The 17,536-nt window shown below is 61.4% G+C and carries 17 protein-coding genes; 11 read left to right on the top strand and 6 right to left on the bottom strand.

Translation table 11 applies throughout. The features are described from left to right. Positions 1-105 precede the first annotated feature (105 nt). A complete protein-coding gene (locus JS46_RS20065) occupies positions 106-1,797 on the top strand; it encodes a chloride channel protein (protein ID WP_033755022.1) in 1,692 nt (563 codons plus the stop codon). On the opposite strand, the gene JS46_RS20070 is transcribed toward JS46_RS20065, so the two are convergent. Then, entirely contained in the window at positions 1,794-2,297 is a 504-nt protein-coding gene (locus tag JS46_RS20070; protein WP_033755025.1) for a M48 family metallopeptidase, read from the bottom strand. The two genes, JS46_RS20065 and JS46_RS20070, sit on opposite strands and share 4 nt — an antisense overlap. Positions 2,298-2,378: 81 nt before the next feature. Between JS46_RS20070 and rlmG the strand changes: the two genes are divergently transcribed. Then, positions 2,379-3,497, top strand: a complete 1,119-nt coding sequence (rlmG, locus tag JS46_RS20075) for a 23S rRNA (guanine(1835)-N(2))-methyltransferase RlmG (RefSeq protein WP_033755027.1) — start codon at positions 2,379-2,381, stop codon at positions 3,495-3,497. Here the strand turns inward: rlmG and JS46_RS20080 are convergent, their stop codons facing one another. After that, positions 3,498-5,513, bottom strand: coding sequence for an NADPH-dependent 2,4-dienoyl-CoA reductase (locus tag JS46_RS20080; protein WP_033755029.1), 2,016 nt, complete (start codon positions 5,511-5,513; stop codon positions 3,498-3,500). It lies immediately after the preceding gene. Between the two features lie 106 nt (positions 5,514-5,619). Continuing rightward, positions 5,620-6,333, bottom strand: coding sequence for a polyphenol oxidase family protein (locus JS46_RS20085; RefSeq protein WP_033755032.1), 714 nt, complete (start codon positions 6,331-6,333; stop codon positions 5,620-5,622). A 98-nt stretch (positions 6,334-6,431) separates the two neighbouring features. Here JS46_RS20085 and JS46_RS20090 point away from each other — a divergent pair, with 98 nt between their 5' ends. From JS46_RS20090 to JS46_RS20105, 4 genes are all read left to right on the top strand, one after another. Further along, positions 6,432-7,241, top strand: coding sequence for a 5'-nucleotidase, lipoprotein e(P4) family (locus JS46_RS20090; RefSeq protein ID WP_033755035.1), 810 nt, complete (start codon positions 6,432-6,434; stop codon positions 7,239-7,241). 584 nt (positions 7,242-7,825) lie between these two features. Beyond that, positions 7,826-8,446 carry a carbonic anhydrase gene (locus JS46_RS20095; protein ID WP_033755038.1) on the top strand — a complete coding sequence of 207 codons (621 nt, stop codon included), beginning with the start codon at positions 7,826-7,828 and terminating at the stop codon, positions 8,444-8,446. Positions 8,447-8,448: 2 nt separating this feature from the next. Then, the gene (locus tag JS46_RS20100) at positions 8,449-9,918 is read left to right on the top strand and encodes a SulP family inorganic anion transporter (protein ID WP_152560724.1); all 1,470 of its coding nucleotides are present in this window, start codon (positions 8,449-8,451) and stop codon (positions 9,916-9,918) included. A gap of 261 nt (positions 9,919-10,179) precedes the next feature. After that, entirely contained in the window at positions 10,180-11,607 is a 1,428-nt protein-coding gene (locus tag JS46_RS20105) for a GGDEF domain-containing protein (protein WP_033755044.1), read from the top strand. Between the two features lie 15 nt (positions 11,608-11,622). Here the strand turns inward: JS46_RS20105 and ddlA are convergent, their stop codons facing one another. The 3 genes from ddlA to JS46_RS20120 form a co-directional block, all read right to left on the bottom strand. Beyond that, positions 11,623-12,717: a D-alanine--D-alanine ligase gene (gene ddlA, locus JS46_RS20110; protein ID WP_033755047.1), complete on the bottom strand. Its 1,095-nt coding sequence runs from the start codon at positions 12,715-12,717 to the stop codon at positions 11,623-11,625. Between the two features lie 87 nt (positions 12,718-12,804). Then, positions 12,805-13,140 carry a hypothetical protein gene (locus JS46_RS20115; RefSeq protein ID WP_033755050.1) on the bottom strand — a complete coding sequence of 112 codons (336 nt, stop codon included), beginning with the start codon at positions 13,138-13,140 and terminating at the stop codon, positions 12,805-12,807. 37 nt (positions 13,141-13,177) lie between these two features. Further along, positions 13,178-13,792, bottom strand: a complete 615-nt coding sequence (locus JS46_RS20120; RefSeq protein WP_033755053.1) for a phage repressor protein CI — start codon at positions 13,790-13,792, stop codon at positions 13,178-13,180. Between the two features lie 329 nt (positions 13,793-14,121). On the opposite strand from JS46_RS20120, the gene JS46_RS20125 reads away from it, so the two are divergent. The 5 genes from JS46_RS20125 (at position 14,122) to JS46_RS24270 (ending at position 17,283) form a co-directional block, all read left to right on the top strand. Then, a complete protein-coding gene (locus JS46_RS20125) occupies positions 14,122-14,442 on the top strand; it encodes a hypothetical protein (RefSeq protein WP_051905656.1) in 321 nt (106 codons plus the stop codon). Between the two features lie 70 nt (positions 14,443-14,512). Next, the gene (locus tag JS46_RS20130) at positions 14,513-14,731 is read left to right on the top strand and encodes a DUF2732 family protein (protein WP_033755057.1); all 219 of its coding nucleotides are present in this window, start codon (positions 14,513-14,515) and stop codon (positions 14,729-14,731) included. Next, complete coding sequence (locus tag JS46_RS20135; RefSeq protein ID WP_033755058.1) at positions 14,731-14,955, top strand: TraR/DksA C4-type zinc finger protein; 225 nt, start codon at positions 14,731-14,733, stop codon at positions 14,953-14,955. The genes JS46_RS20130 and JS46_RS20135 overlap by 1 nt, the downstream gene beginning before the upstream one ends. After that, on the top strand, positions 14,955-16,925 hold the full coding sequence (locus tag JS46_RS20140) for a replication endonuclease (protein WP_051905657.1): 1,971 nt from the start codon (positions 14,955-14,957) through the stop codon (positions 16,923-16,925). Before JS46_RS20135 ends, JS46_RS20140 begins: the two co-directional genes overlap by 1 nt. A 166-nt stretch (positions 16,926-17,091) precedes the next feature. Further along, positions 17,092-17,283: a hypothetical protein gene (locus tag JS46_RS24270; RefSeq protein ID WP_033755060.1), complete on the top strand. Its 192-nt coding sequence runs from the start codon at positions 17,092-17,094 to the stop codon at positions 17,281-17,283. The last annotated feature ends 253 nt before the right edge of the window (positions 17,284-17,536 follow it).

Raw genomic sequence — 17,536 nt, forward strand, 5'->3', positions numbered from 1 at the left:
CTCACGCTTCACGCCAGCCTCCTTGTTACGTTTTATGATATATATCCCGCAAGAGGGAACCGCGCGATAGTGACGGCGACTGGCTGAAAAAGGTGGAGAACGCGCTTGAAAGGAAGTAAACACGCACTGAACTGGACCACGCTGCTGGTGGCGATCCCGGTCGGACTGGCGGCGTCGCTGGTGACGCTGGCGTTTCGCGGCGTTATCGAGCTGATCAACCGTTTGCTGTTCAACAGCGGCAGTGAGATTACCGTGGCGATGCACGTCTGGCCATGGATCTTCTGGCCGCTGCTGGTGGGCGCGGGCGGCGTGCTGGCGGGTTTTTTCCTGCGCTACGCGGTGAGTATCGAACAGCAGCAGCAGACGGTAAAGACCGACTACCTGGAGGTGATTAACGCGCGGCTCGACGCGGTGCCGACCCGCACCTCGCTGTTTCGCGCGCTCTCCTCTATCGCCAGCATCGGCTCGGGCGCCTCTATCGGTAAAGAGGGGCCGATGGTGCAGCTCTCCGCGCTGTGCGGCAGCGTGCTGGGCCGCTGGATCCCCGCCTCGCTCAACCTGAAAAACAGCGACGTGGTGGCGATGGCCGCCGCCGCCGGACTTTCATCGGTCTACCACGCGCCGCTGGCGTCGGCTATTTTCGTGGCTGAAATCGCCTTCGGCATTTCGGCGCTGCAGCGCCTGATCCCGCTGGTGATCGCCTCGTCGGTCGCCGTGATGACCATGTGGTCGCTGGGCTTCCGCAACGCGCTCTATCCGCTGGCGGACGCTAGCTTTCAGATGGACGTAAGCAGCCTGCTGCTGACGGTTGTCATTGGCCTGGCCGCCGGGCTGGCGGGCTGGCTGCTGATTAAGCTTATCGCGCGCAGCAAAGCGCTGTTCGGCCATATCCGTTCGCTGCCGCTGCGGCTGGGCGCCGGTGGGCTGGCGGTAGGGCTGCTGGCGCTGATCTCCACCGATATCCTGGGCAACGGCTACGAAGTGATCGTCAAAATCATGGCGGGCGACTATCTGCTGCCGGGCCTGCTGCTGCTCTTGCTGCTGAAGACGCTGGCGACCACGCTGTCGGTCGGCTCCAACGCGGTGGGCGGTCTTTTTACGCCGTCGCTGCTGATCGGCGCGCTGCTCGGCGTGGCGCTGGCGACGCTGGGCGCAGCGCTGCATCTGCCGCTCGGCAACCTGCTGCTCTACGCGGCCATCGGCATGGCGGCTGTGCTGGCTGCCGTCAGTCAGGCGCCGCTGATGGCGATCCTGATGGTGCTGGAGATGACCCTCAACAGCTCGCTGCTTTTTCCGGTGATGATCGCCGCCGTGCTGGCGTCGATGGTGGTCTATCGCCTGCAATCCGCCAGCACCTATCCGGTGGTCGGCAACCACTTTAACCGCTCGGAGGCGAAATATGACTTCGACAATATGCGCGTGGCGGAGCTGATTATTCCGGGGGCGGCGCTGCAGCCGCAGGAGTCAGTCGGGCAGGCGCTGGCGGTCAGCTCGCTGAAGCGCGAGCGCTACGTCTACGTGATTAACGCGGCGGGCGCTTTTCTCGGCGTGGTCTCGATCCACGATATCGCGCGTAAGGTGCTGGCGCAGGAGATCACGCTGGATTCGCCGGTCTCTACGGTCATGGACGACAACTTTCCCTTCGTCTACCAGAATCAGAGCATGCGCGAAGGCTGGGAGGCGTTCGCGCGCGTGACGCTGGAGCGCCTGCCGGTGCTGAATAATCCGCAGGAGAAGCGCTTTCTCGGCGCGCTGACCAAAACCAGCCTGATCCAGAAAGCGCAGGAGTTCCTTTAGGCCGCGTTGCCGCGCATCGCCTGATCCGTCATCCAGAGCCGGGCGTCGAACTCCAGCTGATGGTAGTCCGGCTCCATATGGCAGCAGAGCTGATAGAACGCCTTGTCGTGATCTTTCTCTTTCAGGTGCGCCAGCTCGTGCACCACGATCATGCGCAGGAAAGGCTCGGGCGCGAGGCGGAAAAAAGTCGAGACGCGGATCTCCGCTTTGGCCTTGAGGTTGCCGCCCTGAACGCGTGAAACGGCCGTATGCAGGCCCAGCGCGTGTTTCATCACCTTGATTTTATTGTCCCAGATGACTTTGCTGATCGGCGGCGCGTTGCGCATAAAGCGATTTTTCAGCGCCTGGGTATAGTCATATAACGCTTTATCGCTAACGATATTGTGGGTGTCGGGATAGCGCTGCTGCAAAAAAGCGCCAAGCTTTTCATGTTTGATCAGCGTCTGAACCTGCTGAAGGATGTTCTCAGGATAACCCTGCAGATAGATGAGTGAGGACATTAGGGATTCCCGGCGAAAGACAGTATACTGCGCCCCCTTTTTAGGGCGTAAAACAGCCAGATTGTACCAGCCGGAGAATTCATGAGCCAACTTGAACTAGCGGATCGCACCCTGATCCTGCATCGTTTTCCGCAAATGCGTGAAGAGAGTCCGCTTCAGGCGTGGGATGCGGCAGATGAATATTTGCTGCAGCAGACGCTGCCGGAAGGGCCGATCCTGGTGTTCAACGACAGCTTCGGCGCGCTCACCTGCGCGCTCAATCCGCGTCCGGTCTGGCACGTCAGCGACTCCTGGCTCAGCCAGCAGGCGACGCGGCAAAACCTGCGCCTCAATGAACTTGACGACGGCGAAGTGCGCTTTCTCAGCAGCCTCGACCCGCTGCCTGCCGCGCCGGCCGCGGTGCTGATCAAGGTGCCGAAAACCCTGGCGCTGCTGGAGCAGCAGCTGCGCGCCCTGCGCGAGGTGGTGACCGCCGATACGGTGATCCTGGCGGCGGCGCGCGCTAAAGAGATCCATAACTCCACGCTGCAGCTGTTCGAGAAGATCCTCGGCGACACCCGCACCTCGCTGGCGTGGAAAAAAGCGCGTCTGATCTACACCCAGTTCAGCGCGCCGACGCTGGCGCCGCAGGCGGCGACCACCGTCTGGCCGCTGGACGAGACGCCCTGGCAGATCCACAACCACGCCAACGTCTTCTCGCGCACCTCGCTGGATATCGGCGCGCGCCTCTTTATGCATCACCTGCCGGAAAATATCGAAGGCGAGATCGTCGATCTCGGCTGCGGCAACGGGGTGATCGGCCTGATGGCGCTGGAGAGCAATCCGCAGGCGGAAGTGCATTTTCTTGACGAGTCTTACATGGCGGTGGCGTCGAGCCAGCTCAACGTCGAGGTGAACCGCCCGCAGGATGTGACGCGCTGCGTCTTTCGCGTCAACAACGTGCTGAGCGGCTATCCGTCAGACCGTCTGCACGCGGTGCTCTGCAACCCGCCGTTCCATCAGCAGCACGCCGTCACCGATCACCTGGCGTGGCAGATGTTCCGCGACGCCAAACGCTGCCTGCAGTACGGCGGCGAGCTGCGCATCGTCGGCAACCGCCACCTCGACTATCACCACAAGCTGAAAAAACTGTTCGGCAACTGCACGCTGGTGGCCTCGAACCAGAAGTTCGTGGTGCTGCGCGCGGTGAAGATGCGCTGATCAGATAGTCAGCGCGAGCTGCACCGCCTGGGCGATTGCCCGGCGGGCATCCAGCTCCAGCGCCACGTCGGCGCCGCCGATAAGGTGAACGGACTTGCCATGGGCACGCAGCGCCGCCTCCAGCTCGCACTGCGGCTCCTGACCGGCGCAGATAATGACGTTATCCACTACGACTCTCTCTACTGCGCCGTCGCGGCGCAGCAGCAGCCCCTCATCGTCGATCGCCAGATACTCGACGCCGCCCCACATGCGCACGCCGCGCGCCTGCAGCGTGGCGCGATGGATCCAGCCGGTGGTTTTGCCCAGACCCGCGCCCGGTTTGCCCGGTTTACGCTGTAGCAGCCAGATGGCGCGCGTAGCAGGCTGCGGCTCGGCGTGCGTCAGGCCGCCGCGCTGCGCCAGCGTCAGGTCGATGCCCCATTCGCGGCAGAAGCTTTCGCTGGTCTGCGCTTCCGCCGGCTGAGAGAGGTACATGGCGGTATCGAAGCCGATGCCGCCCGCGCCGATAATGGCGACGCGGCTGCCCACCGGCTTTTTGTCGCGCAGGACCTCAAGATAGCTGAGCACGCTCGGATGATCGATGCCGGGAATCGCCGGCGTGCGCGGCTGAATGCCGGTTGCCAGCACCACCTCGTCCGCCTCGACCAGATCCGCCGCCGTCACCCGACAACCGGTTTGCAGCTCGACGCCGGCCGCGGCAAGCTGGTGAGCGAAGTAGCGCAGGGTTTCGCTAAACTCCGCTTTGCCCGGGATCTGGCGCGCGATGTTGAACTGGCCGCCGATAGCGTCAGCAGCTTCATAGAGTTGCACCCGATGGCCGCGCTGCGCCGCCTGCAGCGCGAAGGCCATGCCTGCCGGACCGGCGCCCACCACCGCGATAACCTTCGGCGCGGCGCAGGGCGTTACCGGCATCAGGGTTTCGTGGCAGGCGCGCGGGTTCACCAGACAGGAGGTGATCTTGCCGACAAAGATCTGGTCGAGGCAGGCCTGGTTGCAGGCGATGCAGGTATTGATGCTTTCCGCCGCGCCGCGCGCCGATTTGCTGACGAAGGCGGCGTCGGCGAGAAACGGACGCGCCAGCGATACCATATCGGCGCAGCCGCTCTGCAATAGCTGCTCGGCCACCTGCGGATGGTTGATGCGGTTGGTGGCGATCACCGGCACCGAAACATGCTGACGCAGCCGCCGCGCCGCTGAAGCGAAGGCCGCGCGCGGCACCGAAGTGGCGATGGTGGGAACGCGCGCTTCGTGCCAGCCGATGCCGGTATTGAACAGGGTGACGCCGCTTTTCTCTAGCGCGGTCGCCAGCGTCAGCGTCTCTTCCAGCGAGCTGCCGTCTTCCACCAGATCCAGCATCGACAGGCGGAAAATCACAATAAAGTCGCGGCCTACGGCGTCGCGCACCGCGCGGGTGACGGCCAGCGCGAACGCCTGGCGGCGCGGCGCGTCGCCGCCCCAGCGGTCGCTGCGCTGATTGGTGCGCGGCGCTAAAAATTGATTAATCAGGTAGCCTTCCGAGCCCATGATCTCTACGCCGTCATAGCCCGCGCGCTGCGCCAGCCGCGCGCAGCGTGCGAAATCGTCGATGGTTTGCAGGATCGCCTGCTCACTCATCTCCTGCGGCAGATAAGGATTAATCGGCGCCTGAATCGCCGAGGGCGCCACCAGATCCTGCTGGTAGCTGTAGCGGCCGGTATGCAGGATCTGCAGAGCGATTTTGCCGCCTTCCGCATGTACCGCGTCGGTAATCTGGCGGTGCCAGCCGCACTGCTCCGGCGAGACCAGCGTCGCGCCATGCTTCATCGCCACGCCCTGGGCATTGGGCGCGACGCCGCCGGTGACGATCAGCGCGACGCCTTCGCGCGCGCGTTCGCCATAAAATGCGGCAAGGCGCTGGGCGCCGTCGGCATGCTCTTCCAGTCCGGTATGCATCGAGCCCATCAGGAAGCGGTTGCGCAGCTGCGTAAACCCCAGGTCGAGCGGGGCGAACAGGGCAGGGTAGGCGTGACTCTTCACGGCGGCATCACTCTGGTAAGTGGTCGGATGAGTGTAATGTAGCTGCCGTGATGTTAAAAAAAAGTGAAAGTTTGCCGCGCTGTGAGGCGCATCATAAAAGCGAGCCTTAGCCGCCCCGACGGCGTATCCATGAGAAGCGCGACTGATAGCCGCTGTTGAAGTGGGTGTTGCGGCGATAGCTGGAGCCGGTTTCCGCCATGCAGTAGGTGCAAAAGCTGACGTTTTCGATGTTCGCCGCCGGCACGCCCGCCTCTGTCAGTCTTAGCGTCGCCAGCTGCGGCAGATCGAACCAGACGCCGTTGCGGGTCGCCTTCGCCTGCGGCCTGACGGCAAGCGGATTGTGCGGCTGCTCGCGGTGCCAGCAGGGCTGCTGCGATCCGGAGAGCGTGGGCGCGACGGCGCTCAGCATCTCCTCGCCCAGCTCATAGCAGCAGGGCGCGATGGCTGGCCCAATGGCGACATAAAGACCGTCCGGCGAGCTGCCCGTTTCGCACAGCCTGTCGACGGCGCGCTCCAGCACGCCCGCCAGCGTGCCTTTTAGCCCGGCATGCACCGCCGCCACGCGCCGCTGCTGCGTATCGGCAATCAGCACCGGCAGGCAGTCGGCGGTATAGACCGCGACCGGCCGGGCGCCCAGGCCGATAATCCCGTCGGACTCGCAGCTTTTCGGCGGCACGTTGGCTTCGTCATCCACCACCGTGGCGCTGTGGCGCTGACGGCCGTAAGCGACATCGTCGGGCGGCGCTTCGCCTGCGGGCTGAAAGGCATAGTCAACCCACTCCAGCGCATCAAGCAGGGTAGAGCGTACGCGGATTCCCATATGAATCTCCTCTGAGGCGTTTGGCTGCATTCAGCTTAGGTTAACTGCTACATTTTTAAAGCGTTACCTCTTCCCACTTTCGGCTTAAGGATAACAGGATGAAAATGACCGCAACGCTGCTGACCAGCGGCCTGATGGCGCTGATGCTGTCGGGCTGCGCCTCGCAGACAACGCAACATGCGCAGCAACAGCTCGGCCAGCAGTCGGTGCTGGCTCTGAACTGGTTCCAGCAGTCCGGCGAGTATCAGGCGCTGACGTGGCAGGCCTTCAACGGCGCGCGGCTGGCGTTCGACGCCGCGCCGTCGCTGACCGGCAAGCCCAAGGCGGTAATCGTCGATCTCGATGAAACCATGATCGACAACAGCGCCTACAGCGCCTGGCAGGCGAAAAACGGCCAGCCGTTCAGCGCGCAAAGCTGGTCGACGTGGACCCAGGCGAAGCAGGCGCTGGCGGTGCCCGGCGCGGTCGATTTCGCCCGCTACGTCACCTCGCACGGCGGCACGCTGTTCTACGTGTCGAACCGCGACCAGAAAGATTTCGACGCCACCGTCGCTAATCTGACGCAGCTCGGCTTCCCACAGGTCACGCCGCAGACCGTGCGCCTTAGCACCGGCAGTTCTAACAAGCAGGCGCGTTTCGACGCCATCAAAGCGGCGGGCTACAACGTGGTGCTCTACGTCGGCGATAACCTCAACGATTTCGGCGCGTCGACCTGGCATCAGGGCAACGCGCAGCGTCGCGCCTTTGTCAGCCTGAACCACGCGCTGTTCGGCACCCAGTTCATCGTGTTGCCTAATCCGCTCTATGGCGACTGGGAGAGCGGCATGGCGGAAAACTACAATAAGCTGACGCCGCCGCAGCAGCTCTCAACGCGCGATGCGCAGCTGAAAGCGTGGAACGGTAAATAATTCGTCAAGCGAAAGAGCCTGCGTCAGCAGGCTCTGCTTTTTATCCGCCGATATTTACGTTTACAGGTAACTATTTTGCTGCAAACTAATTTAATTATCTCTTACTTTCAAAACCACCTTTATTAAGTTTATTACGCTGCCTTTTTTGCCAGCAGCCAGTGTTAATCGCTATTGGTTAAAAAATTAATTCGGATTTTTCTGTAATAAAGTACCGCTGGTAACTGAGCATGTGTAAAAGCCAGCGCAGCTGGAATGTCATTATTTGTCAGCAGAAAGAGCTTTTAAATAATAAGGTTATTTCAATGCATTGATAATAATAATTTTTAATGGTTATCCCCGCATCGCTTAAATCAGGCGTACTTAAATAGTTTTACCTTAAATTTACCTCTGCTGAATTATTCCTTACAAAAAGCGGGCAGCCCTGGCCTGGAGAAAAATTACGGATGCGTAATTAATCATAAACGTCTATAAACAATTTCTGTGATCAACTGCGTTATTTCTTAAACCGACGCCGGCTAACTGTGAGCCGGTTCACCGCCTTGTTCGCCTGAATATTCGATCCCCGGTTGTTGAGAGAGACGATTGTGACGACACTGAAACCATTATTAGCGAAAAATCGCAGCTGGGCGCTCCAGCGCCGCGAGCGTAATCCTGACTATTTTGAAAAATACCTCCATCAACAAAAACCGCATTCACTCTGGATTGGCTGTTCAGACAGCCGCGTACCGGCCGAAGTCCTGACCGGCTCGCATCCCGGCGAACTCTTCGTTCATCGCAATATCGCCAACATGGTGGTCGACGGCGATGACAACCTGATGAGCGTGCTGCAGTACGCCATCATCTATCTTGGCGTAAAACGCATCGTGCTGTGCGGCCACTACGGCTGCGGCGGCGTTCAGGCGGCGCTTGACCTGCCGCAGAGCCCGCTGGCGCACGAAGACTCGGCGCTGGCGCGCCGTATCGCCGCGCTGCGTCAGGCATTGGGAAACGAACTGCCCGATGAGCCGCAGCCAGCAGCGGAGACGCTGAACCGGCTGGTGGAAGTTAACGTGCTGGCGCAGTTCGCCCGTCTCGCCGCCGCCGCCCCGGTGCGCGACGCGTGGCGCGCGGGCCAGACATTAGATCTGTTCGGCTGCGTTTACGATCTGCAGTCGGGCCACCTTAAAGAGTTAATCCAGCAATCAGCAGAGGAATCTTCGCCATGAATGTGAATACGCTTCGTCAGGATATTCCTGCCGGCCTGGTGGTTTTTCTGGTGGCGCTGCCGCTCTGTCTGGGCATCGCGCAGGCGAGCGGACTGCCGCCGTTCGCCGGCCTGCTGACCGGAGTGATCGGCGGGCTGCTGGTCACCGCGCTCAGCCCGTCGCGCTTTGCCGTTAGCGGCCCGGCGGCGGGTCTGGTGACAATCGTCGTCGCCTCTATCGAGACGCTCGGCAGCTTCAGCGCTTTTCTTACCGCGCTGGTGCTGGCCGGCCTGATGCAGTGCGGCCTCGGCCTGCTGCGCGCCGGTCGTTTTATCTCGCTGGTGCCGGGCAGCGTCATTAAAGGCATGCTGGCGGCTATCGGCATTTTGCTGATTATCCAGCAGATTCCGGTGGCGTTCGGTATCGAGGGCGATGCCGGTCTGGCCGGATTCGCCAGCGGCGCCGCGACCTTTTCCGCGCCCGCCATGCTGGTCGCCGGCGGCAGTCTGGCGATCCTCTGGCTCTGGACCACGCCGCTGGTGAAAAAGGCGGGCGTGCTGGGCTGGATACCCGGTCCGCTGGTGGCGGTGCTGTTCGGCTGCGCCGCCACGGTGTTCGGCGGACGGCTGATGCCGGAGATGGCGGATCAGCTGTCGCGCATCGCGCTGCCGCAGTTCGACAGCCTCTCCGCGCTGGCGGCGCAGCTGGAGAGTCCGGCCTGGAACGCGTGGCAAAATCCGTCGGTCTGGGTGGTGGCGGTGACGCTGGCGCTGGTCGCCAGCCTGGAGACGCTGCTGAGCCAGGAGGCGCTGAAGAAGCTGCGCCCGCAGAATCCGCCGCCGTCGCCCAATCGCGAGATGTTCGCGCAGGGGATCGGCAATCTCAGCGCCGGCCTGCTGGGCGCCATGCCGATTACCGCGGTGATCGTGCGCAGTTCAGTGAACGTCAGCACCGGCGCGCAGACCAAGCTCTCTATTCTGATCCACGGCGTGCTGCTGCTGATCTGCGGGCTCTGGTTCAGCGATATGCTGAACGCCATTCCGCTGGCCAGCCTGGCGGCGGTGCTGCTCTATACCGGCTATAAGCTGGCGACGCCGCGCCTGTTTGTGGAGCAGTTCCGCATGGGCGCACAGCAGTACGTGCCGTTCCTCGCCACCATCGGCGGTATTATCCTGTTCGGCATGCTGGCAGGTATCGGCATCGGTCTGGCGACGCAAATGCTTTACAGCCTCTACAAGAGCCACCGCAACGCGCTGCAGCTGACGCGCTATGACGATCACTATGTGCTGCGCTTTCAGCAGAATCTGACCTTTCTGCACAACCCGAAGCTGCAGGGGCTGCTGGCGGAGATCCCGGAGAACAGCGTAGTGATCGTGGATCACGATAACGCCGAGTATCTGGATCCCGACGTGAAGGCGGTGCTGAAGGATTTCGGCGACAACGCAGATAAGCGCGGCATTCGCCTCAGCCAGTGGCCGGTGGCGGTGAAGTAAAAGAGGGATTCGCCTGTTAGGCACCCGCTAGTTTGACTCAGTTGCTGTCTGAAAAATCGGATATCTCGGATAGCCGATTTTTTTATTTAAGGCATAATTTTCGCGCCGTAAGCCAGACGGCGCAGCCCAGATTGCGAGTAGCGTCGATCTCTGCCGTTTATTCACTGAATTGCCCAGGCGGCGAATGCGGTTTAATGGCGTGCGACAATCGTCCGAAACAGGCAGGGAGCGGGGAAATTACAGGCTACAGGGTTCAGACCTATGCGCGTTAAGCTGTTTGCAGAGCACAACACCACAATAAATCTCCTCTCGCTGTTTCTGATCACCCTGCTGTTTTGCTTTTTGGGCAGCCATCTGCGCGTGCCTGCGGAGCTTTCTCTCTTCTGGCCGGTTAACGCCATCGTCGCCGCCGTCATCGTTCGGCATCCCTGGCTGCACCGTATTCGCTACTATCTTGCCAGCTTCGCCGCCATGGTGGTGAACGACACCCTCTTTTCCGGCTGGGCGTGGCCCGCCGTGACGCTTAACGTCGCCAACCTGCTGTTTATCATTATCTCCATCTCGATGCTGGTGAAGCACTACCTGCGCGACTCCGACCGCAGGCAGATCAGCAACGCGCTGCGCATCTTTCCCGCCTGCCTGCTGGCCGCCTTTGCCTGCGCCACCTGGGGCGGGCTGGCGCAGGATTTGAGCTTCGACACCCGCTTCGCCACCGCCTGGGGCGACTGGTTCAGCGAACAGTTCTCTACCGGCGTGATGCTGCTGCCGTTCCTGCTGGCGCGTAACTGGCGCGGCCTGTCGTTTGCCGCGCTGCTCTCGCCGGGCAAATGGCTGCCGCTGCTGAGCGTGGTGCTGTCGCTGGCGGTCGGGGCGATGATGGGCGGCGCCGGCAGCCTGACTTTTCCGGTTCCGGCGCTGATCTGGTGCGCCATCGTCTTGCCGATCCCGGTCACCAGCCTGGTGATCCTGCTGACCGGCATCAGCGAAATCGTGCTGGTATCGCACGGCGTCATGAACATTCAGGGCAACGATAACCTGCTGCATTTAAGTCATCTCACCTCGGCGCGTCTCGGCGTCGCCACCGTCGCCATCAGCCCGCTGATCGTCGCCGTCAGTATGGATGCGGTACGTCAGCTTAATCAGCGTCTCGCGCTGCGCGCCAACTACGATTTTCTTACCCAGCTGCTGTCGCGCTCCGGGCTGTATGAAAGCCTGAAAGAGGAGCCGTTCTCGGCGCAGCGCAACGTCGGCGTCATCCTGCTGGATGTCGACTATTTCAAAGCCATCAACGACAACTTCGGTCATGACGCCGGCGACGGCGTACTGGAGGAGATTGCGCTGCGCATGCAGCAAGTGGTGGGCCAGCAGGGGCGCATCTGCCGCTTCGGCGGGGAAGAGTTTGCTATCGTGCTGTTCGACGCGCGTCCCGAGCGCCTCTACCAGCTGGCGGAAGCGGTGCGACAGGCGATCGGCAAAGAGAAGTTCTGGCTGCAGGGCAACACGGTTACCGTCACCGTCAGCCTCGGGCTGGCGCAGGGCAAGGCGGGCGAAGAGCGCGACTGGCACAGCCTGGTCAACCAGCTGATCTCCGCCGCGGATAAAAACCTCTATCTCTCCAAGCGCAACGGGCGCAATCAGACCACGCCCGCCTTCAGAACCCTTGCGCTGGCCACCAGCGACGTGGCGTAACGCGACGCTTCGCCACTAAACGCTGCTTTTCAGCTGACTGGTTTGCTGATGGCGCTCCAGCGCCAGCTCGATCAGGCGGGTAATCAGATCGCGATAGCTCAGTCCCGCCGCCTGCCACAGCTTGGGATACATGCTGATATTGGTGAAGCCGGGCAGGGTATTCACCTCGTTGACGATAATCTCGCCCGCTTCCGTCAGGAAAACGTCGACGCGCGCCATTCCGCTGCACTCCAGCGCCTGAAACGCCTTAATCGCCACGGCGCGAATCGCTTCGCTGTGCGCGTCGTCGATAGCGGCAGGCACCTGCGTCTGCGCGCCGGTTTCGCTGATATATTTGGTCTCGTAGGAGTAGAAGGCGTCGTGCACCACCACTTCGCCGCACGGGCTCGCCTGCGGATCGTCGTTGCCCAGCACCGCACACTCGATCTCGCGGCCTTTGATGCCGGTTTCAATCAGCACCTTGCGATCGAAGGTAAAGGCGAGATCCAGCGCGCGGTCGAAGTCGTCGATGCTGTCGACTTTGCTGACGCCCACTGAAGAGCCCTGATTGGCCGGTTTGATAAACAGCGGCAGGCCGAGCTGCGCGACGATCTCCGCCGCCTGAATACGCGACCGCTGCGCCTGCGTGACGCTAATCCAGGGTGCGATCTGCAGCCCGGCGTCGCGCAGCAGACGTTTGGTGAAGTCTTTATCCATGCTGACCGCCGAGCCGAGCACGCCAGAGCCGACAAAAGGCAGCGACGCCATGCGCAGCAAGCCCTGCAGCGATCCATCTTCGCCGAGCGTGCCGTGCACGATAGGGAAAATCACATCGATCTGCGACAGCGCATGACCGCTCTGACGGGCGATCACCTGCTGCTGCGACGCGCCAGGCACCAGCGCCACGCTTTCGCCAGCGCGGTTAAGCGCGATGAGCGCCGGATCCTGCGCATTGATGAGAAAGTTCGAGGCGTCGTTAAGATGCCACTGACCCTGTTTATCAATGCCTAACAGCACCGGCTCAAAACGCGTTTTATCGATCGCATCAAGGATATTTTTAGCCGACTGTAACGATACTTCGTGCTCGGCCGATTTGCCGCCGAACACAATGCCTACCCGCAGTTTTGTCATGAGAGCTTGCCTGAAAGGATGTTGCGAAACCCACAAGATAACACGCGGATTTCGCGCTGTAACGGCGTGGCGCAGCGTAGCGTCGGCTTAATTCAGCGTCGCGGAGAGCAGGGCGCGGCACTGGGCGGCGTCGGCGCTGGCCTGCGTCTTTTGCTCAGCGCTCAGCGTCTGCCAGGCGTCCGCCACGTGCTGGCCCAGGCGCGGCTGGAAGTGAATTTTTTGCAGCGCGTAGTCGGAGTTGCCGCCTTCGATAACCGTGCGCATATCCGCCACAAAGCGGCGGCTGTCGTCATGGTGAATCGCGCAGAATACCGAGATGTAATAGGCCTCATCCTCTTTGCTGTAGTGTGGCGTCAGCCAGTACCAGCCGGCGGCTACGCAGAGCAGGATAAGGGGGATGAGAATGTTAAGTCTGAATCGCATGTATCGGTTCGGTTCGCCGGGGCGAAGCGCGGCTCCTTTAAATTAACGTCATCACCACGATGCCGGTGGGGGAAATCTCGTTCAGCGCGCACTCAAACTCCGCGTCGCCGCCGCTGATTCTGACCCGCCCGCCAGGCAGGCGCGCGAGATTGCGCAGGCTGGCCATGCCCTCGATATCCAGCAGCCATTTGCCGTCCACCACCGCCTTAAAGCTGCGGTTAACGATGTACTGCTGCTCGCCTTCAATCACCGCCAGCAGATTGCTGTGAGGCGCCACCTTATCCAGGAACAGCTTGCTCTCCAGAGTCACAAAATCGACAGGCGCCAGCTCACCATTTGTTAATTTCACTCGCTCAATATCGGTGAGGCTCTTCATCGGGTGACTTTCGCTGCCTTTTTCCGCCGTCTGCGCCTGCACCGCGCTAGGGGGATTGCCCTGGCCATAGAGGATCCAGTTCAGTTCGGCATCGGTATCAATAAGGCACTGCACCACCAGATCAGCCGGGAAAGCGTCTCTTTTATAACGCATTGCCAGGTTGCTCGAAGAAAGGCCGACATGCTCGGCATACTGCGACTTCTGTTTAAACCCATAGGCCTGAATCAGCCTGTCGAGGATAGCCCCGCCGCTCCCGTTAAAATTAGTGACTAACATTTTTGAGCTTCCTCTTGTGTTACTAACATATTTGAATTAGCATCACTGCGTTGTGAATGTTATCGCATATAACTGACATTACGTTAACTGGAGATGATGCCCTATGAGGCCTGATATTACAAATGCCATAGCTGCGCTCCTTTTATTACGGATCGGCGTAAAACGCCCCGTTTCAGCGCTTTTTATTCAGGCAGAGCGCCTCTTGCCTGTGTTTTGCGGCAGGCTCAGCACATCGGCTATAGCGACGCGCGGCATGCAGAGCGCGCCAGCGCGGGCAACAAAAACGCCCTGTTCTTTTTCTGTTAACTTTCAGCCAGCCTGATTCACTTATGATGAATAGCCATTCTGAACCTGCGGCGGCCATGAGCTTCGATGAGTTCCGCAAAAGCTGGCGGCGAATGCGGAGCGACAGCCGTAATCCGGCGCTGGTCGCCTTTAACCGACAGAGCGAGGAATTTAAGTTCTGCGTGCTGACGCTGGCGAACCGGGAAAAACCGGGGAGCTTCCGGCTACAGGAGGTCGGCGACGCCTTTGAATCCTTCGATGAGCCGCGCCGCGCGCTGATTATCGCCGCCATGAACAAACTGGTGCGCTGGGGCAGGCTGCTGCCGCGTCCCTTTTCCGACGCCGACCAGTATCTGTCTGAGTAACTGACCTTAACCGCAAATCGATGACGTCAACCCGTCGGGCTTCCCTTTGCCCGCATTCAGGAGAGATAAGATGAAATACCCGAATCCTCACGCCGACAACGACGCGCTGAACGTTCTGCTAACTGCCGCGCGCTGCGACGAACGCAGAGGCCGCGCGCAGGCGGTCGCCGATCGTCTGGCCGCGATGGCGACGCATATCGGCCGCCAGGGACTGAGCGGCGTCGAGGCCGTCGAGCTGCTCCGCTATGAAGCGCAGCGCTACCGCGATGAATCGCAGGAGCTGCGCTAATGGTCGACAGCATGGACATTGAGCAGCAGCGTCAGGCGGAGCAGCTGGCGCTCGATATCGCCGCCGTGACGCAGCGGCCAAAAGGCGTCAGCGCCTTCTTCTGCGAGGAGTGCGACAGCGCGATCCCCGAGGCGCGTCGCCGCGCCATCGGCGGCGTCTCCCGCTGCGTCGCCTGTCAGGAGATTGCCGAGCTGCGTGGCCGTCACTATCAGGGCGGCCGGTAATGCAGCGCGTCTTCTGGCCGTGGAACGCGCCGCGTCAGGCTATCGCCTCGCCATATCCCACGCACGCCGCGATGCAGCAGCGCAGTCGCGAGCTGGCGGCGTTGTCGCAGGCGTGGAGATCGCTGGAGCAACAGCCGGCGCTGGTGCAGCGCGCTATCAGGCTGCGTCACGGCCAGCTCACGCGCGAGCGCGGCCCGGCCCGCGCCGCATCTTATTTGACGACCACTTTTGCCGAGCGCCTGCTGCCGCGCGTGGAGCGGGTCAACGCGCAGTATCGGCTCGGCGCGATGCGTCGCGGCGTGGCCGCGCGGCTGAGCGGCCACGCCGCACAGGAAAAAGGCGCGGCAGAGACGGCAGGCGCGCTGTGGGAGCTGATGCGCCGCTTTAACCAACTGCCCGATATGGCGCGCGCCGATGTCGATCGGCTGGCGGGCGATATCGCCAGCTTTATCTTTGCTGAGCTGGTGCAGCTGCACGCGCAGAATCGCGGCGAATCGGACTGGCGCTACAGCCACAGCCTCTATATGACCGCCGCGCTCCTGACCCGCGAATTCGGCCAGACGCCGCCGCTGTGGCAGAAGGTCACCACGCGCCTCTTCGCGCCGGAAGAGGTAACGCCGGCGATTATGCGTATGCAGGGAGAGACGTGGTGGAAAGGGCGGCTGCGCCGCATCGCCGCCGAATGGCGCGAGCATCTGCAGATTGCGCTGGCGCAGGTCAGCAAAACGCGTTCGCCCTACGCCAGCCGCGCGACCATTGCCGAATGGCGCGATCAGAAGCGCCGCACCCGCGACTTTTTACAGAGCATGGAGCTGGAGGACGAAGAGGGCAACCGCATCAGCCTGATCGACAAGCATGACGGCAGCGTCGCCAACCCGGCTATCCGCCGCTGCGAGCTGATGACGCGTATTCGCGGCTTTGAAACCATCTGCCATGAGATGGGTTACGTCGGCGAGTTCTGCACGCTGACCGCGCCGGCGCGCTATCACGCCACGCTCGGCAGCGGCCAGCACAACCCGAAATGGCGCGGCGCCAGCCCGGCTGAGACGCAGCGCTACCTCTGTCAGCTCTGGCAAAAGGTGCGCGCCAGGCTACACCGCGAGCAGATCCGTCTGTTCGGCATTCGCGTTGCCGAACCCCACCATGACGGCACGCCGCACTGGCATCTGCTGCTGTTTATGCGCCCCCAACAGGCTGCGCAGGTGCGCCAGATCCTGACGGAGTACGCCTGCCAGCAGGAGAGCGAAGAGCTGACCAGCGAACAAGCGCGCAAGGCGCGCTTTCACACCACCGCCATCGATCCGAAGAAGGGCAGCGCCACCGGCTACATCGCGAAATATATCGCCAAAAACATCGACGGCTACGCGCTCGACGGCGAGCGGGACAGCGAGAGCGGCGAGCCGCTGCGCGACTGCGCCGCCGCGGTTTCCGCCTGGGCGGGTCGCTGGCATATCCGTCAGTTTCAGTTTGTCGGCGGCGCGCCGGTGACCGTCTGGCGCGAGCTGCGCCGTCTCACCGACGGCGAGGGGCTGCGCAGAATGAGTGACGAGCTGGCCGAAGCGCGCGCGGCGGCGGACAGCGGCGACTGGGCCGCCTATGTCAACGCCCAGGGCGGCCCGTTCGTGCGACGCGATGCGCTGGCGGTGCGCGTCTGGTACCAGCAGGCCGAAGAGCGCAACAGCTGGGGCGAAGAGATCACGCGCATTAAAGGTGTCTACCTCAGCGCCACGGGCAGCGAGAAACCGCTGCTGACCCGACTGGTTAACTGGAAGCTGGTGCCGAAGCGTAAAGCGGAGGCTGAAAAGAGCGAGCAGGGCGCATCAGCTTGGAGTTCTGTCATTAACTGTACACGGATATCGCGCCCGCCAGGCGTATTAGCGCGGTTAAATCATTGGCCTGATCCGGCGGTGAAAAAAAGGACGAAACCGGCTGGCGATGGCGCTTTATACAGCCAAAATACGCCGCCCTGACGCGCTTTTTCCGCCTTTTTTACTAATTTGGCTTAGGGGTTATCACGCCAAAAAAGTTTCTATATCAATAGCCTAAAGGCAGGTCGTTCAGATCTTAATTTTCTTTATATCAGATTGCATGCTGTGCTACTGTATAGATATACAGTTATAAAATGGGGGAGGGAAAGTGGATACTGATTTACAAGAACAGGTAATGCTTGAGCGCGTCGAGCTCATTGCACGTCTGACCACTGAAGGAGTTTGCAGGGAACGCGACCGGGAAGTGGCCCTCGCTTTGATCGCCGAGATTGCCGGCGACATGATGATAAAAAACAAGGAATTTGCCGTTTCGTTCTCCGCGATACCCACCAATAAATAACAATGCAGGTATAGCGATGAGAGGCGATGGCTCGACGCATAATAAGCGGCAGATCCCACACCTTTCCTTTGACGCTCGCGCCGTCTGACGACGGCTGAACGGAAGCAATAACGGCACCCTCGGGTGCCGTTTTTTTTTGCGCCGCGATCTGGCTGTTTGCCCATATCCCAGCGGGCGGGCCGGCGTTGAGCCGTCGCCCCGCAGCGAGGAGACTGGCTATGCCGGATAGCGCGCAAGCGCCGCCGCACTTAAC

The sequence above is a fragment of the Pantoea sp. NGS-ED-1003 genome (genome assembly GCF_000738765.1).
Lineage (GTDB): Bacteria > Pseudomonadota > Gammaproteobacteria > Enterobacterales > Enterobacteriaceae > Pantoea > Pantoea septica.